A 25,964-nucleotide genomic window follows, 5' to 3' on the forward strand; every position below is an offset into this window, starting at 1 on the left:
CCTTATCCTAAAATTGTGTTCAATAGGCTCTCAGTGAGAGAGGAGGCCCCTGCGGATGCTTCCTCTTCAAACTTGAGCATCACGCAGGTCTTACCGGACGGATTCGAAAACTTAACGGCGTTGTCTCTATTGAATACACTTGGCAGTGATGACCCATCCTCAAAATGCGCGGTGCACGATAAGCCCTCATAGCTTTCGTCAGCAGGAATTCTGAAGCCGATCCAGCTCGCGAAACCCGTTAACGGAGTGGGAGGAACAAACTCGCAGGGTGTATGGGTATCGCCAATTATTACCGTACCCGAACCACCAATCACGATACCGCCGTGGGTGCCTCCGGTATCGATGGTCGCTGCATTCTTGCCGTTAATGAACACGGTCGCAGACAGCCCTGAAGAGAGCGCACTACCGCAAGTGCAGGTGTCGCCCTGACGCGCTGCGGGAAGGCCGTCGAAGAATACGTCAGGAGATCCTGATGCTATAGGGTTGGTACCGTGCCCCGGCAGAGGGCAGCTGTATGGATCACTTTTCCGCGCTGCTGGCTTAGCCACTATGACCTCCTGTCAAAAATCCTTGTGAGCGTCGTAACCTACCAGAACAGATCGCCCATTAGAAATCTCGTGGAGATGGGCGCCTGTAATGATCAGCGCTCAGCGCCTGCATGAATTGATCAGTGCTTGAACCAAGAATTCACTATGGCGTGAAGAAAAAGCTTCATTTGATTGCAAAGGTCAAGGGCAGCAATCGGCCAAAAGCAGACCATGGACACGCAGCTAATACGTCAGTAATGTGCAAAGGAATATGTCGCTTTCCCCCTTCTTGATGTCGCGTTTACAACGTCGATTTTTTGATTGCTCAAGGGATTACGCATGAACATGGGATGTTATGCCAAAAGCCGTTCGGCATCTAAAAGTTGAATGTAAGGAGCAATAAAGTGGAAATCAAGATTGATGTATTGGGTTCTCCGACAGAAAAGGATAAAGGAGTTCTGGATAATAGGTTTTCAGAATATCTTCGAATTCAATATCCAAATCTACCACCAGAATCGGAAGATAAAATATTTATGGTGGTTGCACACGATGAAGTAGGCGACTACATCGGTGCAATAAGCTGTAATTGTTACTGGGATGGCTTAGAAATTGACACCTTTTGGGTTAAGGAATCTCATCGCGGTAAAAAAGTAGGATCTATGCTTTTGGAAAAAGCAGAAGCGATTGGTGCCAACAATGGGGCAGTAGTTGCATTCTTAAAAACCGTTGATGCTAAAAAGTTCTATGAACGGCATGGATATGAGATTTATGGTGTTCTTGAGGATCGCCCAATCGGGACTAACCTGTATCATTTAAAGAAACGGCTAGTAAAACATGCATAACAACTGGTTCAAATCGTTCACTTCGCTCAATGGGACGGGCTAAAGCCCCCCTTAACCAAATGCTGGTCAGAGTCCGCTATGGGTCGTAGCGGACGTGTATTGGCAGAGGCGCTGCCGACTCCTGTTTCTAGACATGTTGTCGATGGCTTCGTAACCTCAGCGATGTCTTGTACCTCGTTAAATTTTCACGGACGATGCAAAGAGCTCGAAATACTTGAAGAGGACGGTCATGTACCCTTTCGCGATTAGAGAAGGCTAGGCAGCAACAAACTGCTAATTGAGTTCTATCCACAGCCATCGGACATTGGGTTTCAGGAGGCGCTCCGCCTGGTATTGACACCATTTGGATTCTCAGTAAACACCACTGAGCATGGCATATGGGCATCCCACTCCCATCTAGAAAGTAAGTTTGGTACTGTCCGAATTGACAGCGACTCTTGGAGCGCTTTCGGAGAAGCCGACCATTTTTCCGATAATCCCACTCGCAATAGGCAACTAATTTATGAGCTCGGCGCAATGCTGACCGCTAGCGGAGTGTTCCAAGAGGTTCCGTGGCTTGCTCAGGCAAGACAGGTGACTAAACGTCTGTAAAGGCTATAGGTCGAGCACAGCTAACGGCCAAAAGCGGACCTCCATTTCAGACGCATGCATTCGCCTATAGCGGCCTGTAGTAGGATGCGGATTTGAACAAAAGAAGCTTCATCATGGATGTACACGCACTTGAAGAAAGCAGTGTCTTATCGATCACAGTGGACCAAGCCCATCGCTATTTCGAGATGGTTGTCAGACTGGATGACGGGTCCAGAAATAAGCTGATGGCATGGAACGCGGATGGCACTGAGCTAACTATCAGGCTTGGCGCTCTTAACGTTCAAAACACCAGTGAACTCGGAGAGCTTGAAGGGATAAACATCGTTGATAATGTTCTATCCCTTGAAGGTGATTTTGGAGATATAACGATCACAGCCACCTCGATTTTGATTGAAAAGCTGACGTAACTACCGTGCGGGAGGCTACTTCGAGCTGAATGCTACCCGTCACGGATGTCTGATTGTGGCTATTTACTGCCTGTGCTGATCGGCAGCTTTGGGTCGGTTAGCGACCGTCGCTCCGATTAGCCATCCTTGTCCTTCCACACGTGGAGGACTTGTCATGAACATCATCGCTACCTGCAGACGTCAGCCCTGGAACAAAGGAAAACTGGTCGGGCAGAAAACCCCACTCCGACTGAGAGATATTTGGGCCATCCGAGTAAGGCTTCAAATTGCGGAAAGAACCCGAGATCTGGCTCTCTTCGATCTGGCCATCGACAGCAAGCTTTGAGCCTGCGACTTAACCAAGCTCCGCGTGCGCGATGTTGCTCATGGCGAGCACTTATCATCACGAGCCATGGTGATGCAGCAGAAAACGCAGCGGCCTGTGCAGTTTGAGATCACTGAGCAAACACGATCTGCTCTCGGGGCCTGGATACATCGGGCCCAGCTACGCAGCGAGGACTACCTTTTTCCTAGCCGGCTGCATACTTCAGACCATCTATCTACTCGTCAATACGCTCGTATCGTCAAAGGCTGGGTGAAAGCCGTGAGCCTTGATCCAGCCATGTATGGCACACACACAATGAGACGTACGAAGGCATCACTGATCTATCGCAGGACGAAGAACCTGCGGGCGGTTCAGTTGCTGCTCGGCCATACGAAGCTGGAGAGCACTGTTCGATACCTGGGGATTGAGGTCGATGACGCCCTGGAGATGGCGGAACAGACTGAGGTCTGACCATGCATAGCAACGGTCGAAGTCAGACCGTCGCTAACCGGCCAGAAACGGTCACTCCGTAACGCCCGAAAGACGTCTACGGCTTAGGTGGCCTTTCTGGTTGTAGCCTCTGGCATTAACGGTCCTTCGCCATCAGCGCATATGACCTCGGCTCGAGGGCTATTGCCGGGGGCCGGCATTTATCGTGCTAGTCGGGCTGTTAATCGGAAACGGCTACCCGGCGGGGGTTAGCCGCCAACGCTCTCTGGCAGCGACACCAACTCAATCTGCGTACCCCACGGTGCCTGAAAATAGAACCAGCGCACGCCGTCCGGGTTGGTGATGGGCTCGTTGAGAATGGTCACATTCAGGCGTTTGAGGGTAGCCAGGCTGCCGTTGATATCGGCGGTACGCAGGGCCACATGGCTGGCGCCGGCGTCGTCGCCATGGGGTTGGGCCTGATTGATCCCGGCACCCCGGTATTGAAACAACTCCAGCTTCGCGCCGCCGTCCATTTGCAGCATCACAAAGCGTTGCAGCTCGCTGGAGCCATGCCAGCGGAATTGGCTTTTCCACTGATCCGGGATCTTGCCGGGACTGATATCCGAGATCACCCGGGCGCCCATCAGCTCGGCGAAAAAGCGTGTGGCGGCGTCGATATCCGGCACATTGATGCCGACGTGATCGATGACTGAAACCTGCAGCGGTGCAGCTGAGTTCATAGCGGGTTGGCTCTGCGGGGTGGTGGTCGCAGCCTGCGTGGCGGCAGTGAGGGTGACGCTGGCGGCCAGCAGTGCCCAGTGCAATCGGTTCATAACCTGTTCCTCTTGAGATGGTTGGCGGGCGACCGTGGCAGTCGCCCGCTGGGTGTTCAGATTTGTGCCTGGCCGCCGTCAACAAACAGCTCGATACCGTTGACGAAGCTGGCGTCATCGGAAGCCAGGAACAACGCGGCAGCTGCGATTTCATCGGCTTCACCGACGCGGCCCATCGGGATCAACGAGGCCATGTAGTCGAGCAAACCCTGCTGCTGAGCGGCATCGGGGCCGGCCAATTCGACCAGACCAGGGGTGCGGGTGGCGCCGGGGCTGAGGGTGTTGATGCGCACCTGGCGGTCTTTCAAATCCAGAATCCAGTTGCGGGCAAATGAGCGCACAGCGGCTTTGGACGCGGCGTACACGCTAAATGCGGCGGTGCCCGAGCTGCCCGCCGTGGAACCGGTGAGAATCACCGAAGCTTTTTTGGCCAGCAGCGGTAGCGCCTTTTGCACGGTAAACAGCACGCCTTTTACGTTGCGATTGAAGGTGTCGTCGTATTGCTGTTCGGTGATGTCGCCCAGGGGCAGCATGGAGCCGCCACCGGCATTGGCAAACAGCACATCGATTCGGCCGTGGGCTGCGCCAATCTGGCGGTACAGCGCATCCAGTTGGTCGAGGTTCGTTGAGTCCACTTGCACGCCAGTGGCGTTGCCGACAACGGCGACGGCAGCGTCCAGTTCGGCTTGGCGGCGGCCAGTTATGTAAACGTGAGCACCTTCCTGGGCAAAGCGTTTGGCAGTGGCCAGGCCGATGCCAGTGGTGCCGCCGGTAACCAGTGCAATTTTGCCTTCGAGTTTGTTAGTCATGGTGTTTCTCCCGTATTTCGTTTGAGTGAGTTGCGGTGTGGGAGAAGCTTATCGACGAGGGCGTAGTTTCAAAATAGAATTGTCTGAAACCCATCGTTGCAGAAATGAAATGAGCAGACTCCCCGATTTCGAAGGATTGGCGATGTTCGCCAAGGTGGCCGAGGAAGGCTCGTTCGCCGGCGCGGCGCGCGTGATGAGTGTGTCGGTGCCCACGGTATCGCGTGCTGTGGCGCGGCTTGAGGAGCGCCTCGGCGGGCGCCTGTTCAACCGCACCTCGCGGCAACTGGCTCTCACCGAATTTGGCGCGAGCATGGCGGCCAAGGCTGGGGAGATTTATCGGCAGGCTGAAGAGGTGGAAAGCGAGGCTCAGGAATTATCGGTACAGCCTCGCGGTCAAGTACGCCTGGCGATTCCCATGTCCTTCGGCCTGCGCTGGGTCGCACCGCTGATGCCGCAACTGATCCGCCAATATCCCGAGCTGTCGATTGACCTGCACCTTTCGGACGCGTCGGTAGACCTCATCGCCGAAGGCTTTGATGCAGCGCTACGGATTGCCGTGTTGCCGGACTCTTCCCTGGTCGCACGGCATATTTGCGCCGTCACCCAATACCTGGTCGCTTCGCCTGTCTACCTAGCAACCCATGGCCACCCTGGCCATCCCCGCGAACTAGCGGCCCGCACGTGCCTGAGTTATGCCTACCGGGCCCGCAGCCAAGTGTGGCGATTCATCCATAAAGACGGCACCGAGGAAGACGTGGTGCCCAGCGGCCCATTAAGAGTGACCAACTCGGATGCATTATTGCCGGTGCTGCTGGAAGGCTTGGCCATTGCCGAACTGCCGGAATTCATGGCCAGCGAATACCTGGCCGATGGGCGCTTGGTGGTGGTGTTGCCGGACTGGAGCATGACCCGCGGTGGTCTGTATTTCGTCACACCCTCGGCTCGCACGCGCCCGGTAAAAATTAAAGCGCTGTCTGACTTCTTTGCCGAGCATTTAAGCGAGCCGGTGTGGCGGTGGCCATAAGCGCTTGACGCAGCGTAGCCTTTCATTTGTGAAACGATGACTTTCTTTAACGTCTATTTTTGAAAAAACGTCTTTCCCTTACCGTGGTTTGGTCGGCACTGCACAAAGTGCCCATCTAATCATTCGTTTCGGGAGAAAGTCGTCATGAAAAATGCCGTGGAATTGCTTCAGCAGTACCTGGATGCCATTCAGACGCCGTCCTTGGCAGCGGCGCTGTTCGCCGAGGATGGCGTGCTGGAATTGCCCTACCTAGAGTCGCTGGGCATCCCCCACAGCGTGCAGGGCCCTGTCGCTATCGAGGGGTTTATTGGCTCATTGCTCAGCAAAGTGCCGGACTTCAAATTCCGCAACGTGCGCTTTCTAATCGACACCCCCGACCAGGCGTTTGCCGAATACAGCGTAGAAGCCCTGGTGCCTGCCACTGGCCGTATCTACCGACAGATGTACGCCGGCCGCCTGGTGGCCAAGGACGGCAAAATTCATCTGCTGCGCGAGTCCATGGACACGGTAGCCGCTGCTAAAGCGTTCGCGCCGGTTGAGCCGGAGCAAGGCCAGTAAACAGCTAGCTTTTTCGATTGCGGACAACGTCTGCTTCTGGCCGAAAGCACACGTTCAATGCGAAGACAACGATCCAGCCCTACCCCACTCCGCCATGCAGCAACACTCCATACGATTGCAGAAACTCCACCGTGCCATGAAAGATCAACCCGACCCCCATGGCAGAAACAAAGAACCCGACAATGCGCGTAGCAGCATCGATGCCTTGCGGGCCAATCGTCTTGAGGATGACTTGGGCGTAAGCCAGTGACAGATAGGTGGTGAACATCGTGGCGCAGATGGCCAGCGCCACGACGGCGAAAGACAGCACCGCATGACTGGCGTCCTTTATGGTGCTGGTCAATCCGATCACGGTGGCAATCGCACCGGGGCCAAACATGATGGGCATGGCCAGGGGAATGAAAGACACATCCTGATCGGCGTCGTGACCAGTGGGAATCAGGCTGCTGTTGGGCGTGGGGGCGAACAGCTCAAAACCGATCCGCATGAGAATCACCCCACCGACCACCCGGATCATGCTCAGGGGGACGTCGAACAGACGCAGCAGCAGGTTGCCGAAAATCAGGAAAAAGAACATCAGCAGTAACGCATAGAAGCAAGCTTTGCGGGCTACCCGGCGCAGCTCGGCAACGTCCTTGCCTTGCAACATCCCAAGGAACACCGGAATCGCCTCCAGTGGATTGATGATGGCCAGTAACGTGGTAAACATGCCGACAAACAGCGTGACATAGGTATTCATGGCGCACCTTCGAGAAGAGACCGCGTTACATCACCATAGCGGATGATGAGCGATGAGCTCGTTTAGAGCTAAAACTGGTGCTGCGGCACAGGTGATGCTAGCCCAGGAAAGATCAGTCGATGATCCTGCAAGCCATGGCCGACTACCGCATCCGCACCGTCACCCAAGTGCTGGAAAACAGCGCCTTTAGCGCCGAGCTCGGCTGCGACACGGTGGTGCTAACGGCTTGCTTAAAACATATGGATAGCCGTATATTCGAAAAACCATATGTATCGAGCCGTGTCCATGCTGACCCCCGCCGCCGTATTCAAATGCCTCTCCGACGAAACCCGTGTGCGGGCCACGTTGCTCATCACCCGTGAGGGTGAGTTGTGCGTGTGCGAACTGGTCTGCGCCCTGGACGACAGTCAACCGAAAATCTCCCGCCATCTGGCGCAGCTCCGTGCGTGTGGGCTGCTGCTCGATCGGCGTCAGGGTCAGTGGGTCTACTACCGGCTCAATCCTGATTTGCCGGGTTGGGTGCGCGCCATTCTTGAGACCACGCTGGCGGCCAACACTGCCTGGCTTGAGGAAAACAGCGTTCGACTCGACGCGATGGGCGACCGCCCTCTCAACACCACTGCCTGCTGCTGATTCTATTCATCACCCTGGAGCCACCATGCGCGTCCTGTTTATGTGTACCGCCAATAGTTGCCGCAGCATCCTGTCCGAAGCGGTGTTCAATCATCTTGCGCCACAAGGTTTTGGGGCTGTCAGCGCCGGCAGCTTCCCCAAAGGACAAGTGCTGCCGCGCAGCCTGACCACGTTGCAAGAAGCCGGAATTGCGATCTACGGGTTAAGCAGCAAAGGCAACGATGCCTTCGAGGCCAACCCACCGGACATTGTCATCACTGTCTGCGACAAGGCTGCCGGAGAGGCGTGCCCGGTGTACTTCGGGCCGGCGTTGAAAGCCCATTGGGGGCTGGAGGATCCCTCCGAGGTGAAGGGCGATGAGGCAGCCGTCTCCGCAGCCTTTCACTCGACCCTGGCGCGCATCGAAACGCGCTGCCGGGCCTTCCTCGCCCTGCCCTTCGCCGAACTTGATCGCGATGCATTGAAGCGCGAACTCGACCGCATCAGCACCCTGTAACCGGAGCCCCCATGAGCCACCCTCTGCCTAATCTCGATGCGTCGTTGATTGAACCCATCGCCAAAGATCACGACGGCCAGCACAAGCCACGAATCTTGTTGCTGTACGGGTCGACCCGCGCACGGTCGTTCAGTCGGTTGTTGGTCGAAGAAGCCGCCCGCCTGCTCGAACACTTTGGTGCAGAAACGCGGATCTTCAATCCCTCGGGACTGCCGCTGCCGGACGATGCGCCGAACGATCACCCGAAAGTCCAGGAGCTGCTTGAGCTGATGCAGTGGTCTGAAGGACAGGTCTGGTGTTCCCCCGAGCGCCACGGTTCCATGTCGGCGGTGTTCAAGGCGCAGATCGACTGGGTGCCGCTGGCATTGGGCGCCGTTCGCCCGACCCAGGGCAAAACGCTCGCGGTGATGCAGGTCTGCGGTGGCTCCCAATCGTTTAACGTGGTCAATCAGCTGCGCGTATTGGGACGCTGGATGCGCATGTTCACGATTCCCAACCAGTCTTCCGTGCCGAAAGCCTTTCTGGAATTTGACGAAGGCAACCGCATGAAACCCTCCGCGCTGTACGACCGGGTCGTCGACGTCATGGAAGAGCTGGTGAAATTCACGTTGCTGCTACGGGATCGCCCGGATCTGGTTGACCGTTATTCGGAACGTAAGGAGTCGGCGCAAGAGTTGAGTCAGCGGGTGAATCAACGGTCGATTTGATCGCTGGGTGCCACTGGTCGACGCGCTATTGATCCACAGACTCAATTTATATAGGTTTGAGTCTCCGGATCAATTGAGGTTTGGCACATGGCAGTCCCCCTTCAGGAACAGGCATTCTCCAAGAGCCAATGCGTCACTGGCTTGCGTGCAGCGGTCGGCATACTCGAAAAATGGTCTGCATCCAGCGAGCAGGCCTGTCGCATCCTGCGCATTTCTCGCAGCACCTACACCCGCGCCCGGCAGCAAGACCCCGAATGGGCGGTGGCGCTGGACGCTGACCAGATGCAGCGCATCAGTTTTGTCCTCAACATCCACGCGACGTTGCGCCTGATCTTCGATAACCCGGAAAACGTCTACGGCTTTGTGTCGATGGCCAACGACAACGAATTTTTCAACGGGCGTACCCCGCTCGAAATCATGGCCCAAGGCGATATGATTTCGCTGTATGAAACCTTTCGGCGCATCGATGTGCTGCGGGGCGCGCAATGGTGAGGGTGAGCGAATTGGGGGAGTGTGCCGGTGAGCGGTTGAAAGCCTACCGACTGGTCAATTCGAAGTACCCGCCCATCGCGCTGTTTGATGACGTGGCGGACGCGGACGAATTTGAAGTGCTGTATCAGATTCAGGCACTGACCAATCCCCGGCTGCACAATGAAGTCGGTCGTCTTGAGTTGATTGCGCGGGATCAGATTCCGTTCGGCATTCCTGGCTGCTCTTATGCGATCGCGCCTTTTACCCATGTTAACCCGGCCGGTTCGCGGTTCAGCGATGGCAGTTTTGGGGTGTTGTACCTGGCGGACACCATGGAAACGGCGCTGGCCGAGGTGCGGCATCACCAGAGTCTGTATTGGTCGAATGTCCGTAACCTGAACTATGAGCGCTTTGTTTTTCGCGGGCTGTCCTGTGCTTTTGTCGACGTGGCGATGAAAGATGCGACGTCCATTGCGCTGCCTGACCCAATCTACGCGCCCGACGACTACACGCATTCCCGTCAACTGGGCCGCTTGATCAAAAAAGCGCGATGCCCCGGTATTCGTTACCACTCGGTGCGTCAGCCAGGCAGTGACTGCTGGGCACTGATGACGCCGAGACCGGTCGCATCGATTGTTCAAACGGCTCATTACGAGATGGTCTGGAATGGGCAGATCACCAGTGTCAGCAAGATCAGTGAAGCGTGAATGCGTCTAAAACGGGGGCCAGGTGCATCATTGCTGGCATCGATAGTCACCATTGACCCAATGAAGTTCTCATAAAAAATCCTCGGCGTAACATCCGCTCCATACCAACCAATAAACACCCCGGAGCACACCATCATGAAACGCCAAACCCTCCTCGCTATCGCTTTCTCGGTTTTCGCAGTTAATGCTTTTGCCGCTACCTCGGCTCAACCTGTGGTCGCTGAAGGCGGCTCGGATCGTCTGATTGAAAGCCGTGTGGCTGAAGGTGGTTCGGACCGTTTGATCGAGAATCGCGTAGCTGCTGATGGCTCGGATCATCTGATGGAAAACCGCGTAGCCGCTGATGGTTCAGACCATCTGATCGAAAACCGTGTAGCCGCTGATGGCTCCGACCGTCTGATGCAGAACCGCGTAGCCGAAGGTGGTTCCGACCGTCTGATCGAAAGCCGCGCTGCATAAATGCGGGGTTTTACCGCGGTACTCAATGAAAAGCCCGGCCTTATCAGCCGGGCTTTTTTGTGAGCTGTTTTTAGTGCACTCGTCACGCGGGCGTTGTACATGTATCGCTGATAACCATTAGGTCAATACGGCACGCCCGCATGAACCACACTGAAACGCTCGCCAAAATCCTGCTTGGCCCCTTGCTGCTCATGCAGGGCATTTACACCCGGAAGGTAACGCCCAGGCTGCCGGAAGCCGAGGGCGAACGCCAGGGCATGGCCGGCAGCGGCGTGGCCCTGCGGTTGTTGATTGTGGGCGACAGCGCCGCCGCTGGCGTTGGGGCATCGACTCAGGATGAAGCGCTCAGCGGCCAACTGGTCAGCCAGTTGGCCAATGATTACCGCGTGTCCTGGACACTCTGGGCCAGGTCCGGGCTTGATTCGCAAGCGCTGCTGGCATTGCTCGACGACAAAGCGCCACAACCTTTCGATGTGGCGCTGGTATCTATCGGCGTCAACGATGTCACCAGCACATTGGCGGCTGACGAGTGGGTCGCTCGACACCATCGATTGATTGGCCTGCTGCGCGAGAAGTACGCTGTAAAGCAGGTCGTGCTTTCCCCGCTTCCACCCATGCACCTGTTTCCCGCGCTGCCGCAACCGCTACGTTGGTACCTGGGGCTCAGGGCCAGCGCGTTCAACACGCGCCTTGCCGAGTTGGATGAACGTATCGATCACTGCACGTTGCTGACGACCCGGTTGGCCCCCGTGAATGGCTCGATGGCGCGGGATGGCTTCCATCCGGGTCCTGCGATATACAGTCAGTGGGCGGACGATGCGGCGTCGGTCATCGGCCAACGCTTTCGTAAACACACGCCCCTCGACATTGCACAACCCACAATAAAAATACAGGAGTAGAAAATGTCTGAACTGAACCTGCATCCCAACGCCGCGGCCTCCTTGAAGCAATGGCACGAGATGATCCGCACGGCGAACTTGAGCGCCCTGCCCGGTTTGCTGGACCCGCAAGCCGTGTTCCGCTCGCCGATGGCTCACACGCCTTATCCGGGCGCAGCCGTGGTTTCGATGATTCTCAACACCGTGGTCAACGTGTTCGAGGACTTCGCCTACCACCGCGAACTGGCGACCGCAGACGGCTTGAACGTGGTCCTGGAATTCAGCGCCAATGTCGGCGGAAAACAGTTGAAGGGCATCGACATGATCCGCTTCAACGAAGCCGGGAAAATCGTCGAGTTTGAAGTAATGGTCCGTCCGTTGAGCGGTTTGCAAGCCTTGGGCGAGCAAATGGGGCAGCGCCTTGGGGCATATCTGACGGCCAGTAAAGCCTGATTCTAAACGCCTGAAACTCACGTTGCGCGCGGTGATATCACCGCGCGTAATGATCCATTGCCGACATCGATAGTCACCATCAACTCAATGAAGTTCTCATAAAAAATCCCCGGCGTAACATCAGCTCCATACCAACCCATAAGCACCCCGGAGCACACCATCATGAAACGCCAAACCCTCCTCGCTATCGCTTTCTCGGTCTTTGCAGTTAACGCTTTTGCCGCAACCTCTGCTCAACCTGTAGTCGCTGAAGGCGGCTCGGATCGCCTGATCGAAAGCCGTGTGGCTGAAGGGGGTTCGGATCGTTTGATCGAGAATCGTGTGGCTGCTGATGGTTCTGACCGTCTGATCGAGAACCGCGTTGCCGAAGGTGGCTCTGACCGTCTGATCGAAAAACGCGTCGCTGAAGGTGGCTCGGATCGTTTGATTGAAAACCGCGTTGCCGCCGATGGCTCCGACCGTCTGATGCAGAACCGCGTTGCCGAAGGTGGTTCGGATCGTCTGATCGAAAGCCGCGCTGCATAAATGCGGGGTTTTACCGCGGTACTCAATGAAAAGCCCGGCCTGACCCGCCGGGCTTTTTCATGCACAAAATAAATCAGCCCCCACTTAAAGCCTCTACCGCACCTGTGGTACATAAGACCTGATTGTGAATTCTGCGCTCAATGAGGTTTGCCCATGCTCCATTCGCCACGCCTGCCCCAACTGCTGACCTGCGCCCTGTTCGGTTTATTCGCGTGCGGCGCCCAGGCCGGTACGCCTTCCCCGGCACCCGCCAGCTTGTTGCCGTTGCTGGTGACGATCAACGAGCGCTTGAACATTGCTGACCTGGTGGCGTTGACCAAATGGGACAGTGGCAAACCAATTCAGGATACGGCCCGGGAAACCCAGGTCATCGACAACGCCAGGAAGATCGCCGCGAGCCGCAAACTGGATCCGGAAGAGGTTGCCGATTTGACGGCCGCGCAAATCGAAGCCAACAAGCTGGTGCAATACGGTCTGCTCGCTCAATGGCGCGCAGCGTACAAAGCGCCGGACACGCCACGGCCAGACCTCGTCAATCAAATCAGGCCACGGCTGGATGAGCTGCAAAGCCGCCTACTGCAGCAATACGCCGACTTCGCGCCCTATCGCAATGATCCCAATTGCCCGGACTGGCTGGGGACCGAGCGAGCCAGCCTGATCAAAGATCAACTGCACGGTCAGGCCCTGATCCGCGCCACTGGGGAGCTGTGTGTCGCAGCGCAATGACCCGGAATTGTCCGAGTTGATGCAACCATTGCCGGCATCGATAGTCACCATTGACCCAATGAAGTTCTCTTAAAAAATCCACGGCGTAACATCCGCTCCATACCAACCAATAAACACCCCGGAGCACACCATCATGAAACGCCAAACCCTCCTCGCTGTCGCTTTCTCGGTCTTTGCAGTGAACGCTTTTGCCGCTACTTCTGTTCAACCTGTGGTCGCTGAAGGCGGCTCGGATCGTCTGATTGAAAGCCGTGTGGCTGAAGGGGGTTCGGATCGTTTGATCGAGAATCGTGTAGCCGCTGATGGTTCTGACCATCTGATCGAAAACCGCGTTGCCGCCGATGGTTCTGACCATCTGATGGAAAACCGCGTGGCCGCTGATGGTTCAGACCATCTGATCGAAAACCGCGTGGCCGCTGATGGTTCAGACCATCTGATCGAAAACCGTGTAGCCGCTGATGGCTCCGACCGTCTGATGCAGAACCGCGTAGCCGAAGGTGGTTCCGACCGTCTGATCGAAAGCCGCGCTGCATAAATGCGGGGTTTTACCGCGGTACTCAATGAAAAGCCCGGCCTTATCAGCCGGGCTTTTTTGTGCACGACATTCAAAGCGTCTTAAGCATTCAGCCCGATCCAGGCATGAATGGCGACGTACAGGCCCACAGCGATAATCAACACCCCCGACAGATAAGGTGCCCGACGCGCCACCGTACCCAACCACGGCCAGCGGTTGCTGGCTTGCCGCGCGCCAATGGCTGCCGCCGCGCCGACCGATACCAGCGTGATCGCCAAACCAATACTGAAACACAGGACGAGCATGCCACCCAAGGCGATTTCCTTGACCTGAAGGCAGAGCAGCAAAACGGTGATCGCCGCCGGACAAGGAATCAACCCTCCCGTCAAACCGAACACAATGATCTGGCCGGTCGTCACTTCACGGTTGGTGAAACGCTGGCGGATGTCATTGGCATGGGCACGTTCATGCGCATCCTGATAACCGTCAATCGACAACTCCAGGCCTTGCAGTTCCGCATGCGAATGCGCGTGGTCATGCTCCGAGTATTCCAGGTCATAGTCATGCGAGTGCCCGGCATGCCCAAGACTCAAGCGAACGCTGAATTCATGGGGTTCGGGAATGTCGGCCGTCGATTGCAGAAAGCCTTCCTGCTCGATAAACGAGAACGCCTGGGTGCTGCCGTCCGCACGCGTGGTCAACACGCGGACATCCGCAGCGCCCCACGCATGCCCGCTCAACGCTTTCAGGCGCCAGTGCGGTGGCATGCCGGTTTCGAAAATCGACAGTTCGACGCGGCCATGGCCGGTATCGATTCGATGGGTTTCGTCGTGGTGAGCGTGGTCATGTTCGCTGTGGTGGTGGTCTTCACCTTGCTCGAACTTGAACATCTGTTCGCCACGCCAGGTGCGCCACAGCATCCAGAGCGCGATCAAAATAATCAGCGCCGCGGACGCGAGCTGAAAATACGGCTCTGTAGTTTGCGCATCCATTCCCTTGCCCAGGTACATGCCACCGATCGCGACCAGCCACACCACCGCCGTATGCGACAGTGTTGCAGCCAGGCCCAATAGCACCGCCTGTTTGACCGAACCACGAACGGCCACGATGAACGCCGCCATCATGGTTTTCGAATGCCCGGGCTCAAGCCCGTGCAAGGCCCCCAGCAGTATCGCGCTAGGGAAATAGAGCCATGCGTGAGCGCCGCCCTGTTGCAGCAGTTCTGCGAAATTTGGCATGACAGGGCCTATTTGGAGTAGCGGCGGATGGCTTCGAGCAGCTCTTCGACACCCTTGGCCCGTTCCTCATCGCTGAGCTCCGGGTTGGCAACGTGGGCGTGGGCGTGAGCCTCGATGATTTCATCCATCAAACCGTTCATTGCGCCGCGAGTGGCCGCGGCGAGATGCAGGGTCTTGGCGCAATCGGCCTCTGATTCCAGCGCGCGTTCTATCGCCTGAACCTGCCCGGCGATGCGTCTTACCCGTTTTAATAAATCGTCTTTTTGCTCATGAGTGTGCGACATACCATACCCCCCCTACCTATGCAGGCGAGCATGATCACCTGCCACTGGGAGAGATGCAATCCCCAAGTGCAGGCATTCATGTCAGGTGGAAAGAAATGGGATCAGCGGTCGCTAGTCGTAGAACGGCTCAACCGACACCCGACTGCCGACAAAGAAACTATCGGCCACCAATCGCAGCGGCTGAAGGTCCAGGTCGCTGGCGTTGTCGCCAATCAGTTGTTGGAAATGTCGATACACCGCCGCGTATTCGCCCTCCTCCGATACGGCCTGGCGCACGCCGTCAATGCTCAACAGGGCACCGCCGTTGTCCAGTCGCAGGACGCCTTCGGTGCAGCGAATCTCGATGCTCCAGAGTTCGTCGTGACCGTGATCGAAATCGAATTCCGCGCGGACATGAAGGTGGCGTGCATCAGACATTTTGATCGACGCGGCAATCGGCGATTGGCAGTTGCCGGGGACGCGCAGTTCGGCAGACTCGACAAACAGCGGCAGCGCCAGCAGGTGGGTGACAATCGACAAGGCATTGATGCCGGGATCGAACACGCCCAGGCCACCGGGCTGCCAGATCCAGGCCTGGCCGGGGTGCCACTTGCGCACATCTTCCTTCCAGTCGATCTGAACGCTCTGCAGGGTGCGAGTGGCCAGCCAGTCGCGGGCGGCTTCGATGCCGGGCGCGTAGCGTGAATGCCAGGCGAACAGGCCGCTGACGCCTTGCGCTGCGACCTGATTCACCAACGTCATCGCTTCACCCAACGTGGCGCACGGCGGTTTTTCTACCAGCACATGTTTGCCAGCGGCGAGCGCTTGTTGCACCAGTGCGAATCGACCTTGCGGCGGTGTGCAAAACGCAATCGCATCGACGTGCGTGCCCTTGGCGAGCAGCTCGCTCAGGGACTGAAAATTCTCTACCCCGGCGCAAGGCTGCCCTTGTGTTGCGACAGACACCAACTGGAACGCGGGGTTGGCGTTGATAGCGGGAACGTGTTGATCCTGGGCAATCTTGCCGTAGCCCACCAGGCCGAGACGAATCGGTTGCATCAATGACTCCTGTTTTTTTTGTCTTGTCATGGAACGCGAACCGGCAAGATTACGTTTGTATAGCGTGGAAGTCATCGCTGACATGCTGATGCCCCGTCCGCCCGCGCCGTCACAATCCTGTCACCCCCGCCTGCTAGCGTCTTCGCGCTGCCCGCTCCCCCAATCGTCCCTGTACCAAAGATCCCCCGACCCAAGGTGCCACTCAAGGTGTACTCACCCCCGACACGCCAGCAAATCATCCTCAGGTCCGATGGCATGCGTTGCGATGACTTTGGCGTGTTGTTCTCGACGATGTTCGGCAATCGCTATTCCGACACGCCGCCCCCGCCGGCCGACATCATCATTGGCGGTGTCTACGGCAGGCATGAAGGCGTGAGTTTTCGCAGGATGCACTACCGCGGAGACTTCACGGTCGTGTTTCCCGACCCCTATGACGAAATCACCTTCGTCATTCCCACCGCCGGCAAGATCGTCTTCAATCACGCGACCGAGTCGGTTGGCGTTACCCACGTGGGTCTGGCAATCGATAAAGCCGACATTCGCTCGATGCGTTTTCTCGATAACCATGCCCAGCACGGGATGTCGATCAGGCGCGCCCACCTCACCGAGCGACTGTCGACACTGCTGGACAAGCCAATCCTGGAAAAACTGCACTTCGAGCCGAGGGTCGATCTGAATCTTCCCGCGTTTCAGGGCATCAAGGCTTTGATCGATCTGGCGACCGGCACTGAGTTCGATCAACTGATCAACGCCGGTACACTGATGCCTTCGCGTCTTCGGGAAATGCTGATCGACACGGTGCTGGAGGCCTGGCCGCACAACTTCACCCAAGCCCTGCGACGCCCTGCTCCGCTGATCGCACCAAGGCATGTGAAGCTGGCCGTCGACTACATTCAGGAGCATCCCGAGCACATGGTCAGCGGCACGGATCTGGCACGGCTGAGCAACGTCAGCCAGCGCGCATTGCAGGAAGGTTTTCGACGATTCGTGGGCATTTCTATCGTTGACTATCAACGGCAAGTGCGTCTGGAACGCGCCTACGATGTGCTCACGCAAGATGTCCCGACAACCGTGACCGAGGTGGCCTTGCGTTTCGGCTTCAGCAATGTCGGCAGGTTTTGCCAGTATTTCCAGAATGCCTATGGCGTCAGTCCCGCCGACGTGAAATCGGGACGCACGCGAACCCGGCGTTAATGGCGAGGGAGCAACCTCCCTCGCCACAAGTTTCCATGTGCCTCTGAATCAGAACAGATAACTGGCCTTGAGTCCGCCGCTGAAACCGTGGCTGTCCCCACCACCACTGGCACCGACTTCGGCACCCAGGCTCAGCGGGCCAAGATTGGCCATGACGTTCACCCCGCCGGTGAACTGATCCCGGTTGTCGAAGGCCGCGCGCTGCTCGACGTCCAGCCCCAGGAGCTGTCCTTCGCTATAGATGTCATTATCGCCCAGCACATGCTCATAACCCACCTGGACACCCGGCACCAGTTGCCAAGCCCCCATGCCGACCGGGGCAAATGCCACATTGAGATTGGCCACCGCGCTGCGGCGGGTTTCCTGGGTACTGTCGACGTCGAGGGCCAGCTCGCTGCCTTTCTCCTGGAAGCCGGACACGTCCAAGTGACTGACGCGTACGCCGAGGCTCGGTTCGAGGATCATGTTGCTCACTGGCACACGATAGCCCACCGCGACCGTTGCACCGGAGAGCGTGCCGTGGCTATCGCCCTTGGCCGTGCCCAGTCCGCCACCGAGGTCGCGTTTGCTGTCGTAATCGAGCCAGCCGGCATTGGCCTTGCCTTCGACAAACAGACCGCGTTCCAGACCGTCGAATGCATAGCGGGCGCCACCGGTGAAAAAGGTCCAATCGGTATCCACCTCACCGCCCGCCCCGCCAACATTGCCTCGGCTGTACCCAAAACCCGCGTGGCCGCTGAGTTGTTCGGAGAAGCGCTGGGTCAGGCCGATCATCAAGCCTTGGCTGTGTTCGTTGCTGCTGGCGGCCTGGGACGAACCATCGGTGCCCAGATAGCCCGCCAGCGCCGTGCTCCACAAGCGATATTGGCCGATCTTCAGGTCCGTGCCGCTGGCGAAGGGCGCGGCGGCCTGCTCGACCATCGCCCCTTGGCGCAGCAAATAGCTGGCCGCATCGGCGTGCACCTGACCACCGACGGTGGACTCGACACCGCCAAGGCTGCCGCCATCGATCGCCGATTGCAGGTAATAGTTGTATGCGCTGTAAGTGCCCGACAACTTGCTGTTCTGCAGCTGTTGCAGCAACCCGGCACCCGCGGCGGCGTTGCCGACGAGACCGGCCTGGCCCGGCAGGCTGTTATAGAAAACCATCTTGCCGCGCAGCACGTAAATGGTTTCCTGGGACAGGCCAAGGCCTTGCTTGAGGTAGTTGTCCATGCTGCCGAATTGCGCAGTGACCTGATCCAGACTGGCCTGCAGGTAACTGGCTTCCACGCCAAGGAGTGGCGCATAGATCGCTGCCATTTCCGGCGGCATGTGCGCCAGCGTCGCCGCCACGCGCGCCGCGGTGTATTGGTTGGTGGCCAAGTAGTCGCTCATGATCGTGGCGCTGTCGACCCCGGCAATGCTCAGCAACACGGCGGCGGTCCAACCCGTCCGGTCCTTGCCGGCCGTGCAATGGAACAACGCGGCACCGTCAACGCCGGCCAATTCATTAAACAGCGTAGTGAATTGACCGCGCACACCCGAATCACTGACGAATGACCGATTGATGCCCTTCATCATAGCGATGGCATCGGCGGCACTGTTTAGCGACCCCGTGGGGAGTGAACCGGATGGGCCAAGAATGTCGATGTTGGAATAGCGCGCACCGTTGGGCAAGGTGTCGGGCGTACCGGCGATTTCACTCGGGTTGCGCAAGTCGTACACGGACTTGATGCCGAGGCCGTTCAAGGTGGCCAGATCCGCCGCCGACGGGGTCAGCGCGTTGGAGCGATAGAAAACGCCACCCCGCATCGTGCCGTCATTGGCGGTGGAATACGCGGTGGTGGTGCCGGCGACATCGCGCAAGTTATCGATGCTGCGCAAATGCGGGGTGTTGAGAAGGTCGAGGAGGTTCGTCTCGGCCGCCTGGACAGGGGCGATAGACAGGCTCAAAACGGACAGTGAACACAGAAGACGTGGAAACACGGTACAGCCTCATTCATGCGCATTGGGCTGACCACTATCTGCATTGAAGGAATACCGAATATGACAGTTTGGCCACGGATGAAAATCGGTGCGCGATGGGTCCGGAAGGTGCGTTTTTGGTCTGTATTCCCCGACCTTTAAACGTTGCTGGCGCTGACTGCGCTGCCTCTGACACCTACCAACGCGTTAAACGCATTCACATCAAGCGGCCGGCTCAGGAAATAGCCTTGGCCTTCATCGCACGCCACCGCTTTCAACAAGCTCAGCTGTTCGGCACTTTCAATGCCCTCTGCCGTCACCGTGAGCGCCAACGCACGTCCCAGCCCCACGATCGCCTGAATAATGGCCCGGTCATCTTCGCTTTCATCCAGCCTGTTCAAGAAGCTGCGGTCTATTTTCAGGCCATCGAAAGGAAACGCGCGCAGGTAACTCAACGATGAATAGCCCGTTCCAAAGTCGTCCATGGAGATCCGCACGCCGAGGCGTTTCAGCGTACGCATTATCTCAAGTGCACCCGTGGCATCTTCGAGCATCACGCTTTCGGTAATTTCCAACTCGACCCGGGCAGGGTCGATTCCGGTGTCGTGCAGTGTTTTCTGAATGCGCTCGACCAGATTGCCTCGTTTGAATTCAGTAGATGACAGGTTGACGGAGACGAACAAATTCTCCGGCCACTTTGCGGCACATCGGCATGCGGTCTGGATCACCCAGTTGCTCAGGAAAAGGATCAGCCCGGATTCCTCCGCGATGGGGATAAACGTATCGGGAGGGATTAAACCGCGCTCGGGATGCTGCCACCGGACCAGTGCTTCGGCACCGACCATCTGACCGTCAGAAATTCGATAGCGCGGCTGGAAATGCAGGCGCAACTCGCCGTGTTTGATGGCGAAACGCAGGTCGTTTTCCAGACGCCGGCGTTCAATGATTCTGGCGTTCATATCGCCTGCGTAAAAACGCCAGGTGTTACGCCCGCCCGTCTTCGCCTCGTACAACGCAATGTCCGCATAGCGCAGCAACTCGGTCGCTTCGCACGCGTCATTAGGCGCCATCGCGATGCCAATGCTGGCGCTGACAAACACTTCCTGCTGATCAATCTCTATGGGCCGCTCAACGGACTCGATCAGGCGATGACACAGGGTTTCGACTTCTTCCTGGGAACTCACGTCACTGAGGATCAGTACGAACTCGTCTCCCCCAACCCGGGCGACAAGGTCGCCGTGGCGCACGCAGTCAGCCAGGCGGCTCGACACTTCATTGAGCACCCGGTCACCGGCGGCATGCCCGAGCAAGTCATTGACCGGTTTAAAGCGATCAAGGTCCAGGCAAAGCATGACCAGAGGCTGTTCCACCGTCGGTAATGCCTTGAGTTTACCGTCAAGAAACTCTTGAAGACGGGTCCTGTTGGGTAACCCGGTGAGGGCATCATGCTGGGAAAGGAACTCGATGCGCCGACGGGCCTCGACTTCGTCCGTCACATCCGTTGCGGTGCCACGGAAACCTCCTCCCGTCATATCCCGGGCCGAAATACGCGTGATGCGTTCCCGCCCCTTGGCATCGACATAGCGACACTGGATGCTGATGTCCGGACGACGGTTCGGAATGCTCAACCACTGGGTCAGCAAACCTAATTCGGTGGCCAGCAGATCATTGATCGGCGCACCGATCCAGGCGTCCCGGGAGAGTCCGGTGACATTTTCAAATCGATCGGACAAATAAGTGAAACGCCCGCTATCCCCTATTTCCCATACCCAGTCCGAGATGGCTTCAACGACGTCGCGAAAGCGCGCCTCGCTGATGCCGAGGGCATCCTGACTGTCCTGAAGCGAGGTGTAGCTGGCGTCCAGCGCAAGCGCATTGGCGGTGGTGCGACGCAAAATGGCCCAGGTCATCAGGCATACCAATAACGCGGCAATGCCGATCAATGGCAATCCGACGCCTAATAACCTCAGACCTGGGCGGGACGGAGTCCAATACAGATTGCCGGCAGCACCGTTGTCCCCCAACGGCAAGAACGACGTTGCGTCAAGATCATCAGCCGTGGCGACATGCAGGGCCTCGACCCCAAAATCATTACCTAATAGCTGAAGCTTGGCGCTGTCGAGAATGTCGACGAAAATCAACACCGACGGCTGCCGGTCATCAGACACCACGGTCGGATCGGTGCCCGGCGTGATGGCGGCGGCCGCGACCAGAGCGGGTTCGCCACCAATATTGATAAACGCGGTTGTCGGTTTTTCTGCTTCCGCGCCGGCACGTGCCTTTTCGAGCATCGGCGCGATGGCGTTCCCCAGCCACTCTGAAGCTTCAACGGATTTCAGTTCACCCTTGATCACCGAGTAAACCGTGCGATTGACGTCGTTGACGACAAACAGTCCCTGAAATCCAAAATCGGTGTAAAGCGTTGGCCCGGCGTTTTGCCGTACATAGGCCCAATCCGGGTCTACTTGAGCATGCAGATGCTTGTAGGCATCACCCCAAAATGCGTAGTCCTTGACGACTGAGCGCTGCGACTTTTCCAGCGATTGCACAGCCTTCTTGGTGTAAAACGCACTTTCGACTTCCTCTGTCCGGTCTAAATCGTTTGCAAGATAAACCAGTGAATAGCTGGCCAGTAAAAACACACCGGCTAATAGACCGACAAACTTGATCAGTGATGTCCGTGCCAGCGACACGCTTGAACGATGAGAGAGGGAGTGGACGATAGAGGCGAGGCTATTGGGCATAATTTCCCGCTGGTCGTTGATGCAAGAGGGTTGTACACCACGTTATCGGCTGTATTGGCGAACTAATGAATTACCTGATTTTGCGCATAGCCGCTCACAGTGCTCTCGCAGAGGGTAGACGAGGAATCTGCCCACTACTCGGCACAAGACAGAAATTTATGCCGGATATGGGGGGATGCGATAAAGCTGCGGGGTCTTAACGGTTGCCGAGTGCGGCGCCTGAAGATCGGATTCAACGGGCGCCCAGTCCGAGGTTCAAATGATCAATGCATCTTCGGCGATACCGACGTCCCGACTTTGCTCAACCCTTTCGTGTTGTGATCTCCAGGAGTCGAAGTCGCAACAGCCCTGGCTTTGGCGACGCCGTGAGTGTCTTTGGAGTGAGCAATGCCGGAAGTCGCCGGGCCATGACCGCGATCACCATTGCGATCACTGCCGAAGTGGTTTCCGCTCTCACCATGATCGCGAACAGCTTTGCCGGCATGGTCACTGCTAAGCCCTTCGCCGCGCCCGTTACTGCTAATGCCGCCGGCGTGATCTGATCCGCTGTGGCCGCCGGCTGTGCCGCCGCCATGGCCACCGCCAACACCACCGCCACCTCCGTGACCGCCTCCATTACCACCACCACCACCACCACCACCACCACCACCACCACCACCACCACCACCACCACCACCACCACCGTCCTTCGCATAAGCGGAGTTCATGATGGACAGATCAGCAGGAAGTAAAGGGGCGGCTGCAAGCATCAAGGCGCATGACATTACAGCAACGAGACTCTTGTTTTTTAAAAGCATGATTGCTTCCATAGGGTTGATATCACGTGTTTTAAGACGCGTCAGACCCCAGTCGGTTCAAGTCCCGCGATAGACGCAATGCATTTCCCGCGCTATTGAAAACAAGACTCAATCACTAATCAAAAGCACCGTTGAGCACTTCGTAAATTAGCCCGGTTGCGAGTGCGACCAATATCAAGTCCGTGCCAGCTTGTTGCCATTCATATCCATCGTAATGAGGCAGCCTGCCGACTAACCGACCGTCCAGTTTTTTGGCAATACCAGGTGGTAACGGTTTGCCTCGCGCAAGGTTCTTTTGAATGCCCGGTGGCAATGCAGGCCCAGCGTTCCAGTAGCCCGGATACCCGCCAATAATTCCCAGGACATTGCCGCGGTCAATACTTGGGCCGTTGTCCCAATCGCTGCCCTTGCCTTGGTTTCCATGGGCCTGGTTGTTGTGCGAATTTCCCTTGCCGTTCCCCTGGCCTTTTCCATTACCAGGGTCGGCTAATGCCGTTGTTGAGCCTACGATCAACGCAAGGCACGTAATGGCTGAAATAAATAAGCGAGATCTGATCATTGTGTCGTTCCTTCTTCATGGCAGGACGCTGTACTGAAATTTAGTTGTCCAATCCAACAAGTGTGCACATTTTCGTGTGGAAAACATCAGAAATACCATTAATGAGCTATACCGGCTAATCACTCCCGCAGTTCTTCGACACAGGAGTTTGGCCATGAAGTTCAGACCGTCACTGGCAGCGCTACTGGTCAGCGCAACGCTTTTCGGCTGCGCCACATCATCAGACAAAAGCGTAACTGTACCGTTGATTGCCACACGGCAAAACGCCGGTCAGATCGGCGATGTAACGCTGTCCAGCTATGACAATAAAACCGGACTCAGTTTCTTCATCAGCGGCGCGCCAGGCGGCGTCACCCTGCCCTTGCGCCTCTATACGTTCATTTATAAAGGCAGCTGCGAAAAACCTGGAGCAGTGGCCTACGCCATGAATGATCAGGTCAACACCGAACGCCAGCCAATACGCGGCTGGACGTTATCAAGGACCGCGCCTGTTGCCATGTCGGTGTTGCTGGCGGGTGGGTATTCCATTGTCGTGCGAACGGCATCGACTGATGGCAACGTTGATATTTTCTGTGGGGATATCAAGCAAGGTGCCAAGGCGAAGTAGCGGCGGCGTGACCAGCGTCAGGCACCTGACGCGCCGATTGTCGGCGTGTATTCGGCTTACGAGTCTGACGCCAGCGGCGCTTACGAGGTGACGGCGGGCGTGTCCGTCAGTACGCCGAACCCGGAATTCGAAAACGTCGAGATTCAGGCAGGCAAATACCTGGTTTTCGAGGCCCGCGGCCCCATGCCGTCTGCCGTTATTCAGGCCTGACGCAAGGCTTTTTCATTTCGACCACATGTTTTTCACGAAACGCTTACAGAACGGAGCGCAGATTGAACTGACAAATGGATTTGACCCCAAACAGAGAGCCCGCCGAAGCGGGCTTTTTGTTGTTTATCGCCTCAACCTTACGCCTGACAGTAAACCTGCCAGTGCCTACTCCTCCAAGCGCCCCGTTTCCTCCCGATTGTGCTCATGGCGTCTCGTAAGCGGGAACGCCGGCAACCAGGACTCGCGACGCACGGTCCAGATTTCGTAGGTGGGCATCAGTTGGTCAGGGACGTCCAGCGACCCCAGGTTCACTTCGACTTCGTCGCCCGAGCGGGCGAATACCGACGAGCCGCAGCGCGGACAGAAAAACCGCCCGGCGTAATCGCCTGTCTCGCCTTCGATCGTCACGGCCTCCTGAGGGAATATCGCGCAGGCGTTGAAAAGCGCCCCATGGTGCTTGCGGCAATCGAGACAGTGACAAAGGCCGACCCGGTAGGGGCGGCCCGAGGCCACAATCCTGACGTTGCCGCATAAGCAACCGCCGGTGAATCGATCCATGCTGCACCTCCTCTGAAATCACACCGCTGCAAGCGTGCTATGAAGATAGCAGCACGGAGCGACCCTCCCTCTTTCACTCAGGTGGCACAAAAGACGGCCCCACAAACGAGAACAATCAGCCCGTGTAGCAGGCCTTGTTTATTGGCAGCAAAAAAAAACCCCGCCACCGAATGCAGTGCGGGGTAAAAAATTGGTTGGTTGCGGCCAACCAAAGGAGCTCTGTAAAAAACGCTTTTGATCCGGAGTCAGATGCAATCCTGTGCGGCACGTTGAAAATTCGAAGGCAACAGGCTGGAAGCCAGCAAATGCCGCTCATAAATGAACACCTTGCCGCCGCTCCCGGCCTTGTAGGCTTCCAGCACATTGTCCGTCGAGACTTTGCTCGGCACCACGATCCTGTAGCTGCGCGACGTCTGCGAGACGGTCGGGTTCAACGCACTGCCCTGCAATTTCGGTACGACACAGTCGGCGTATTGGGCCGGGGTCTTGCGTGTCTGCAAGGTCAGGGTTGGGTTATTCGGCGCGGAGGCACAACCGGCGAGCAACACCGAGGCAATTGCCGTGGCTGATACGAATAAAGGGCGCATCGGTCTCTTCCTGAAAATAAAAGGTTCGGTTCATCACGCACATTTTTTTAGCCGCGTGTTCGATGGAGGCGATTTTCCGACTATTGTCGACAAAGAAGAACTTGCGTTTGGTAATGGTCACTATTACGTCTAGCAATAGTTGCGCGCCACGCAGATGGATGCACACTCAATCACCACCAGAAAAGATTGATGAGGATCACGCCTTGAGAACTTTTGACCTGATCCGCGACGCGGTTTTGCCGGATTTCCGTGACCGGGTGGCCGAGTACCTGGTCCAGTACGAAACCGTGCTGATGAGCGAAACTACGAGTGACCCCGAACTCACGCGGGCCACCGCCCATCAGTTGCGCGGTTATTTGCGCGGGTTGAACACCACGCGGGTGCTGGGCATGGCGGATTGGGAGGAGCTGGATCGGCGGGTGGTGAATACGTGGCTTTAGCGTCGGGCCAATGACAGGCTCGACCTCCCTAACTGCGCCAGGGCATTCGGGGAGCCGGTGAACATGACGCGCTACTTCCTTTAAAAGGACCGTGTTTGCACGCGCCGGGCAATCTGACGGTGCACC

The 25,964-nt window shown here is 57.1% G+C and carries 31 protein-coding genes and 2 pseudogenes; 20 read left to right on the forward strand and 13 right to left on the reverse strand.

Annotation, left to right across the window (positions count from 1 at the left end):
• Positions 1–2: 2 nt before the first annotated feature.
• Positions 3–551, reverse strand: a complete 549-nt coding sequence (locus EAH78_RS26085; RefSeq protein ID WP_240051945.1) for a PAAR domain-containing protein — start codon at positions 549–551, stop codon at positions 3–5.
• 380 nt (positions 552–931) lie between these two features.
• Between EAH78_RS26085 and EAH78_RS26090 the strand changes: the two genes are divergently transcribed.
• The 3 genes and pseudogenes from EAH78_RS26090 (at position 932) to EAH78_RS26100 (ending at position 3,142) form a co-directional block, all read left to right on the forward strand.
• Positions 932–1,369, forward strand: a complete 438-nt coding sequence (locus EAH78_RS26090; protein WP_205017976.1) for a GNAT family N-acetyltransferase — start codon at positions 932–934, stop codon at positions 1,367–1,369.
• Positions 1,370–2,073: 704 nt separating this feature from the next.
• On the forward strand, positions 2,074–2,367 hold the full coding sequence (locus EAH78_RS26095) for a hypothetical protein (RefSeq protein WP_140670369.1): 294 nt from the start codon (positions 2,074–2,076) through the stop codon (positions 2,365–2,367).
• Positions 2,368–2,521: 154 nt separating this feature from the next.
• A pseudogene (locus EAH78_RS26100) lies at positions 2,522–3,142 on the forward strand (tyrosine-type recombinase/integrase).
• Between the two features lie 227 nt (positions 3,143–3,369).
• Here EAH78_RS26100 and EAH78_RS26105 read toward each other — a convergent pair.
• Positions 3,370–3,936 carry a VOC family protein gene (locus EAH78_RS26105; protein ID WP_140670371.1) on the reverse strand — a complete coding sequence of 189 codons (567 nt, stop codon included), beginning with the start codon at positions 3,934–3,936 and terminating at the stop codon, positions 3,370–3,372.
• Between the two features lie 56 nt (positions 3,937–3,992).
• Positions 3,993–4,745 (reverse strand): SDR family NAD(P)-dependent oxidoreductase, encoded by a 753-nt coding sequence (locus tag EAH78_RS26110; RefSeq protein ID WP_140670373.1) that lies wholly within the window; start codon positions 4,743–4,745, stop codon positions 3,993–3,995.
• Between the two features lie 109 nt (positions 4,746–4,854).
• Here EAH78_RS26110 and EAH78_RS26115 point away from each other — a divergent pair, with 109 nt between their 5' ends.
• Positions 4,855–5,769: a LysR family transcriptional regulator gene (locus EAH78_RS26115; protein WP_140670375.1), complete on the forward strand. Its 915-nt coding sequence runs from the start codon at positions 4,855–4,857 to the stop codon at positions 5,767–5,769.
• Positions 5,770–5,913: 144 nt separating this feature from the next.
• A complete protein-coding gene (locus tag EAH78_RS26120) occupies positions 5,914–6,327 on the forward strand; it encodes a nuclear transport factor 2 family protein (protein ID WP_140670377.1) in 414 nt (137 codons plus the stop codon).
• 79 nt (positions 6,328–6,406) lie between these two features.
• Here EAH78_RS26120 and EAH78_RS26125 read toward each other — a convergent pair whose 3' ends face one another.
• Complete coding sequence (locus EAH78_RS26125; protein WP_140670379.1) at positions 6,407–7,066, reverse strand: MarC family protein; 660 nt, start codon at positions 7,064–7,066, stop codon at positions 6,407–6,409.
• Between the two features lie 285 nt (positions 7,067–7,351).
• On the opposite strand from EAH78_RS26125, the gene EAH78_RS26135 reads away from it, so the two are divergent.
• The 11 genes from EAH78_RS26135 to EAH78_RS26190 all read left to right on the forward strand — a co-directional run bounded on the left by EAH78_RS26135 (position 7,352) and on the right by EAH78_RS26190 (position 13,656).
• A complete protein-coding gene (locus EAH78_RS26135) occupies positions 7,352–7,699 on the forward strand; it encodes a metalloregulator ArsR/SmtB family transcription factor (protein ID WP_140670383.1) in 348 nt (115 codons plus the stop codon).
• Positions 7,700–7,724: 25 nt separating this feature from the next.
• Positions 7,725–8,195, forward strand: coding sequence for an arsenate reductase ArsC (locus EAH78_RS26140; RefSeq protein WP_140670385.1), 471 nt, complete (start codon positions 7,725–7,727; stop codon positions 8,193–8,195).
• Between the two features lie 11 nt (positions 8,196–8,206).
• Positions 8,207–8,902, forward strand: a complete 696-nt coding sequence (gene arsH, locus EAH78_RS26145; RefSeq protein ID WP_140670387.1) for an arsenical resistance protein ArsH — start codon at positions 8,207–8,209, stop codon at positions 8,900–8,902.
• A gap of 87 nt (positions 8,903–8,989) precedes the next feature.
• A complete protein-coding gene (locus tag EAH78_RS26150) occupies positions 8,990–9,394 on the forward strand; it encodes an antitoxin Xre-like helix-turn-helix domain-containing protein (RefSeq protein ID WP_140670389.1) in 405 nt (134 codons plus the stop codon).
• A complete protein-coding gene (locus EAH78_RS26155) occupies positions 9,388–10,080 on the forward strand; it encodes an RES family NAD+ phosphorylase (RefSeq protein ID WP_140670391.1) in 693 nt (230 codons plus the stop codon). Before EAH78_RS26150 ends, EAH78_RS26155 begins: the two co-directional genes overlap by 7 nt.
• 135 nt (positions 10,081–10,215) lie before the next feature.
• Complete coding sequence (locus EAH78_RS26165; RefSeq protein WP_140670393.1) at positions 10,216–10,539, forward strand: hypothetical protein; 324 nt, start codon at positions 10,216–10,218, stop codon at positions 10,537–10,539.
• A 140-nt stretch (positions 10,540–10,679) separates the two neighbouring features.
• Positions 10,680–11,438 carry an SGNH/GDSL hydrolase family protein gene (locus EAH78_RS26170; protein ID WP_140670395.1) on the forward strand — a complete coding sequence of 253 codons (759 nt, stop codon included), beginning with the start codon at positions 10,680–10,682 and terminating at the stop codon, positions 11,436–11,438.
• Positions 11,439–11,441: 3 nt separating this feature from the next.
• Complete coding sequence (locus EAH78_RS26175) at positions 11,442–11,870, forward strand: nuclear transport factor 2 family protein (RefSeq protein WP_140670397.1); 429 nt, start codon at positions 11,442–11,444, stop codon at positions 11,868–11,870.
• 162 nt (positions 11,871–12,032) lie between these two features.
• On the forward strand, positions 12,033–12,395 hold the full coding sequence (locus EAH78_RS26180; RefSeq protein ID WP_140670399.1) for a hypothetical protein: 363 nt from the start codon (positions 12,033–12,035) through the stop codon (positions 12,393–12,395).
• A gap of 153 nt (positions 12,396–12,548) precedes the next feature.
• Positions 12,549–13,121: a chorismate mutase gene (locus tag EAH78_RS26185; protein WP_140670401.1), complete on the forward strand. Its 573-nt coding sequence runs from the start codon at positions 12,549–12,551 to the stop codon at positions 13,119–13,121.
• 133 nt (positions 13,122–13,254) lie between these two features.
• A complete protein-coding gene (locus tag EAH78_RS26190; protein ID WP_140670403.1) occupies positions 13,255–13,656 on the forward strand; it encodes a hypothetical protein in 402 nt (133 codons plus the stop codon).
• Positions 13,657–13,736: 80 nt separating this feature from the next.
• Here EAH78_RS26190 and EAH78_RS26195 read toward each other — a convergent pair whose 3' ends face one another.
• The 3 genes from EAH78_RS26195 to EAH78_RS26205 form a co-directional block, all read right to left on the reverse strand.
• Positions 13,737–14,873, reverse strand: a complete 1,137-nt coding sequence (locus EAH78_RS26195; protein WP_140670405.1) for a nickel/cobalt efflux transporter — start codon at positions 14,871–14,873, stop codon at positions 13,737–13,739.
• Positions 14,874–14,881: 8 nt separating this feature from the next.
• On the reverse strand, positions 14,882–15,157 hold the full coding sequence (locus EAH78_RS26200) for a metal/formaldehyde-sensitive transcriptional repressor (protein WP_140670407.1): 276 nt from the start codon (positions 15,155–15,157) through the stop codon (positions 14,882–14,884).
• 111 nt (positions 15,158–15,268) lie between these two features.
• On the reverse strand, positions 15,269–16,195 hold the full coding sequence (locus EAH78_RS26205; RefSeq protein WP_140670409.1) for a Gfo/Idh/MocA family protein: 927 nt from the start codon (positions 16,193–16,195) through the stop codon (positions 15,269–15,271).
• Between the two features lie 255 nt (positions 16,196–16,450).
• On the opposite strand from EAH78_RS26205, the gene EAH78_RS26210 reads away from it, so the two are divergent.
• Complete coding sequence (locus EAH78_RS26210) at positions 16,451–17,389, forward strand: helix-turn-helix transcriptional regulator (protein ID WP_430539953.1); 939 nt, start codon at positions 16,451–16,453, stop codon at positions 17,387–17,389.
• A gap of 48 nt (positions 17,390–17,437) precedes the next feature.
• Here the strand turns inward: EAH78_RS26210 and EAH78_RS26215 are convergent, their stop codons facing one another.
• The 4 genes from EAH78_RS26215 to EAH78_RS26230 all read right to left on the reverse strand — a co-directional run bounded on the left by EAH78_RS26215 (position 17,438) and on the right by EAH78_RS26230 (position 23,436).
• Complete coding sequence (locus EAH78_RS26215; protein WP_140670413.1) at positions 17,438–19,357, reverse strand: tyrosine-protein phosphatase; 1,920 nt, start codon at positions 19,355–19,357, stop codon at positions 17,438–17,440.
• A gap of 137 nt (positions 19,358–19,494) precedes the next feature.
• The gene (locus EAH78_RS26220) at positions 19,495–22,080 is read right to left on the reverse strand and encodes a bifunctional diguanylate cyclase/phosphodiesterase (RefSeq protein ID WP_140670415.1); all 2,586 of its coding nucleotides are present in this window, start codon (positions 22,078–22,080) and stop codon (positions 19,495–19,497) included.
• Positions 22,081–22,343: 263 nt separating this feature from the next.
• Positions 22,344–22,877: a hypothetical protein gene (locus tag EAH78_RS33070; protein ID WP_275671747.1), complete on the reverse strand. Its 534-nt coding sequence runs from the start codon at positions 22,875–22,877 to the stop codon at positions 22,344–22,346.
• A 115-nt stretch (positions 22,878–22,992) separates the two neighbouring features.
• Positions 22,993–23,436 (reverse strand): anti-virulence regulator CigR family protein, encoded by a 444-nt coding sequence (locus EAH78_RS26230; RefSeq protein WP_140670417.1) that lies wholly within the window; start codon positions 23,434–23,436, stop codon positions 22,993–22,995.
• A 154-nt stretch (positions 23,437–23,590) separates the two neighbouring features.
• Between EAH78_RS26230 and EAH78_RS26235 the strand changes: the two genes are divergently transcribed.
• A complete protein-coding gene (locus tag EAH78_RS26235) occupies positions 23,591–24,043 on the forward strand; it encodes a hypothetical protein (protein WP_140670419.1) in 453 nt (150 codons plus the stop codon).
• A 33-nt stretch (positions 24,044–24,076) separates the two neighbouring features.
• A pseudogene (locus tag EAH78_RS26240) lies at positions 24,077–24,253 on the forward strand (GyrI-like domain-containing protein); the annotation flags it as partial.
• Positions 24,254–24,418: 165 nt separating this feature from the next.
• On the opposite strand, the gene EAH78_RS26245 reads toward EAH78_RS26240, so the two are convergent.
• A complete protein-coding gene (locus EAH78_RS26245; protein ID WP_140670423.1) occupies positions 24,419–24,811 on the reverse strand; it encodes a GFA family protein in 393 nt (130 codons plus the stop codon).
• A gap of 245 nt (positions 24,812–25,056) precedes the next feature.
• On the reverse strand, positions 25,057–25,398 hold the full coding sequence (locus EAH78_RS26250) for a hypothetical protein (RefSeq protein ID WP_140670425.1): 342 nt from the start codon (positions 25,396–25,398) through the stop codon (positions 25,057–25,059).
• A 203-nt stretch (positions 25,399–25,601) separates the two neighbouring features.
• Here EAH78_RS26250 and EAH78_RS26255 point away from each other — a divergent pair, with 203 nt between their 5' ends.
• On the forward strand, positions 25,602–25,838 hold the full coding sequence (locus EAH78_RS26255; protein ID WP_140670427.1) for a hypothetical protein: 237 nt from the start codon (positions 25,602–25,604) through the stop codon (positions 25,836–25,838).
• Positions 25,839–25,964: the final 126 nt, after the last annotated feature.

The organism is Pseudomonas arsenicoxydans (genome assembly GCF_006438915.1).
Lineage (GTDB): Bacteria > Pseudomonadota > Gammaproteobacteria > Pseudomonadales > Pseudomonadaceae > Aquipseudomonas > Aquipseudomonas arsenicoxydans_A.

What these genes read in the sequence shown, in the direction of transcription:
- EAH78_RS26095 (WP_140670369.1), top strand. Translation starts at nt 2,074, where the DNA reads ATGGATGTACACGCACTTGAAGAAAGCAGTGTCTTATCGATCACAGTG.
- EAH78_RS26105 (WP_140670371.1), bottom strand. Translation starts at nt 3,936, where the DNA reads ATGAACCGATTGCACTGGGCACTGCTGGCCGCCAGCGTCACCCTCACT.
- EAH78_RS26110 (WP_140670373.1), bottom strand. Translation starts at nt 4,745, where the DNA reads ATGACTAACAAACTCGAAGGCAAAATTGCACTGGTTACCGGCGGCACC.
- EAH78_RS26115 (WP_140670375.1), top strand. Translation starts at nt 4,855, where the DNA reads ATGAGCAGACTCCCCGATTTCGAAGGATTGGCGATGTTCGCCAAGGTG.
- EAH78_RS26120 (WP_140670377.1), top strand. Translation starts at nt 5,914, where the DNA reads ATGAAAAATGCCGTGGAATTGCTTCAGCAGTACCTGGATGCCATTCAG.
- EAH78_RS26125 (WP_140670379.1), bottom strand. Translation starts at nt 7,066, where the DNA reads ATGAATACCTATGTCACGCTGTTTGTCGGCATGTTTACCACGTTACTG.
- EAH78_RS26135 (WP_140670383.1), top strand. Translation starts at nt 7,352, where the DNA reads ATGCTGACCCCCGCCGCCGTATTCAAATGCCTCTCCGACGAAACCCGT.
- EAH78_RS26140 (WP_140670385.1), top strand. Translation starts at nt 7,725, where the DNA reads ATGCGCGTCCTGTTTATGTGTACCGCCAATAGTTGCCGCAGCATCCTG.
- arsH (WP_140670387.1), top strand. Translation starts at nt 8,207, where the DNA reads ATGAGCCACCCTCTGCCTAATCTCGATGCGTCGTTGATTGAACCCATC.
- EAH78_RS26150 (WP_140670389.1), top strand. Translation starts at nt 8,990, where the DNA reads ATGGCAGTCCCCCTTCAGGAACAGGCATTCTCCAAGAGCCAATGCGTC.
- EAH78_RS26155 (WP_140670391.1), top strand. Translation starts at nt 9,388, where the DNA reads ATGGTGAGGGTGAGCGAATTGGGGGAGTGTGCCGGTGAGCGGTTGAAA.
- EAH78_RS26165 (WP_140670393.1), top strand. Translation starts at nt 10,216, where the DNA reads ATGAAACGCCAAACCCTCCTCGCTATCGCTTTCTCGGTTTTCGCAGTT.
- EAH78_RS26170 (WP_140670395.1), top strand. Translation starts at nt 10,680, where the DNA reads ATGAACCACACTGAAACGCTCGCCAAAATCCTGCTTGGCCCCTTGCTG.
- EAH78_RS26175 (WP_140670397.1), top strand. Translation starts at nt 11,442, where the DNA reads ATGTCTGAACTGAACCTGCATCCCAACGCCGCGGCCTCCTTGAAGCAA.
- EAH78_RS26180 (WP_140670399.1), top strand. Translation starts at nt 12,033, where the DNA reads ATGAAACGCCAAACCCTCCTCGCTATCGCTTTCTCGGTCTTTGCAGTT.
- EAH78_RS26185 (WP_140670401.1), top strand. Translation starts at nt 12,549, where the DNA reads ATGCTCCATTCGCCACGCCTGCCCCAACTGCTGACCTGCGCCCTGTTC.
- EAH78_RS26190 (WP_140670403.1), top strand. Translation starts at nt 13,255, where the DNA reads ATGAAACGCCAAACCCTCCTCGCTGTCGCTTTCTCGGTCTTTGCAGTG.
- EAH78_RS26195 (WP_140670405.1), bottom strand. Translation starts at nt 14,873, where the DNA reads ATGCCAAATTTCGCAGAACTGCTGCAACAGGGCGGCGCTCACGCATGG.
- EAH78_RS26200 (WP_140670407.1), bottom strand. Translation starts at nt 15,157, where the DNA reads ATGTCGCACACTCATGAGCAAAAAGACGATTTATTAAAACGGGTAAGA.
- EAH78_RS26205 (WP_140670409.1), bottom strand. Translation starts at nt 16,195, where the DNA reads ATGCAACCGATTCGTCTCGGCCTGGTGGGCTACGGCAAGATTGCCCAG.
- EAH78_RS26210 (WP_430539953.1), top strand. Translation starts at nt 16,451, where the DNA reads ATGCGTTGCGATGACTTTGGCGTGTTGTTCTCGACGATGTTCGGCAAT.
- EAH78_RS26220 (WP_140670415.1), bottom strand. Translation starts at nt 22,080, where the DNA reads ATGCCCAATAGCCTCGCCTCTATCGTCCACTCCCTCTCTCATCGTTCA.
- EAH78_RS33070 (WP_275671747.1), bottom strand. Translation starts at nt 22,877, where the DNA reads ATGCTTTTAAAAAACAAGAGTCTCGTTGCTGTAATGTCATGCGCCTTG.
- EAH78_RS26230 (WP_140670417.1), bottom strand. Translation starts at nt 23,436, where the DNA reads ATGATCAGATCTCGCTTATTTATTTCAGCCATTACGTGCCTTGCGTTG.
- EAH78_RS26235 (WP_140670419.1), top strand. Translation starts at nt 23,591, where the DNA reads ATGAAGTTCAGACCGTCACTGGCAGCGCTACTGGTCAGCGCAACGCTT.
- EAH78_RS26245 (WP_140670423.1), bottom strand. Translation starts at nt 24,811, where the DNA reads ATGGATCGATTCACCGGCGGTTGCTTATGCGGCAACGTCAGGATTGTG.
- EAH78_RS26250 (WP_140670425.1), bottom strand. Translation starts at nt 25,398, where the DNA reads ATGCGCCCTTTATTCGTATCAGCCACGGCAATTGCCTCGGTGTTGCTC.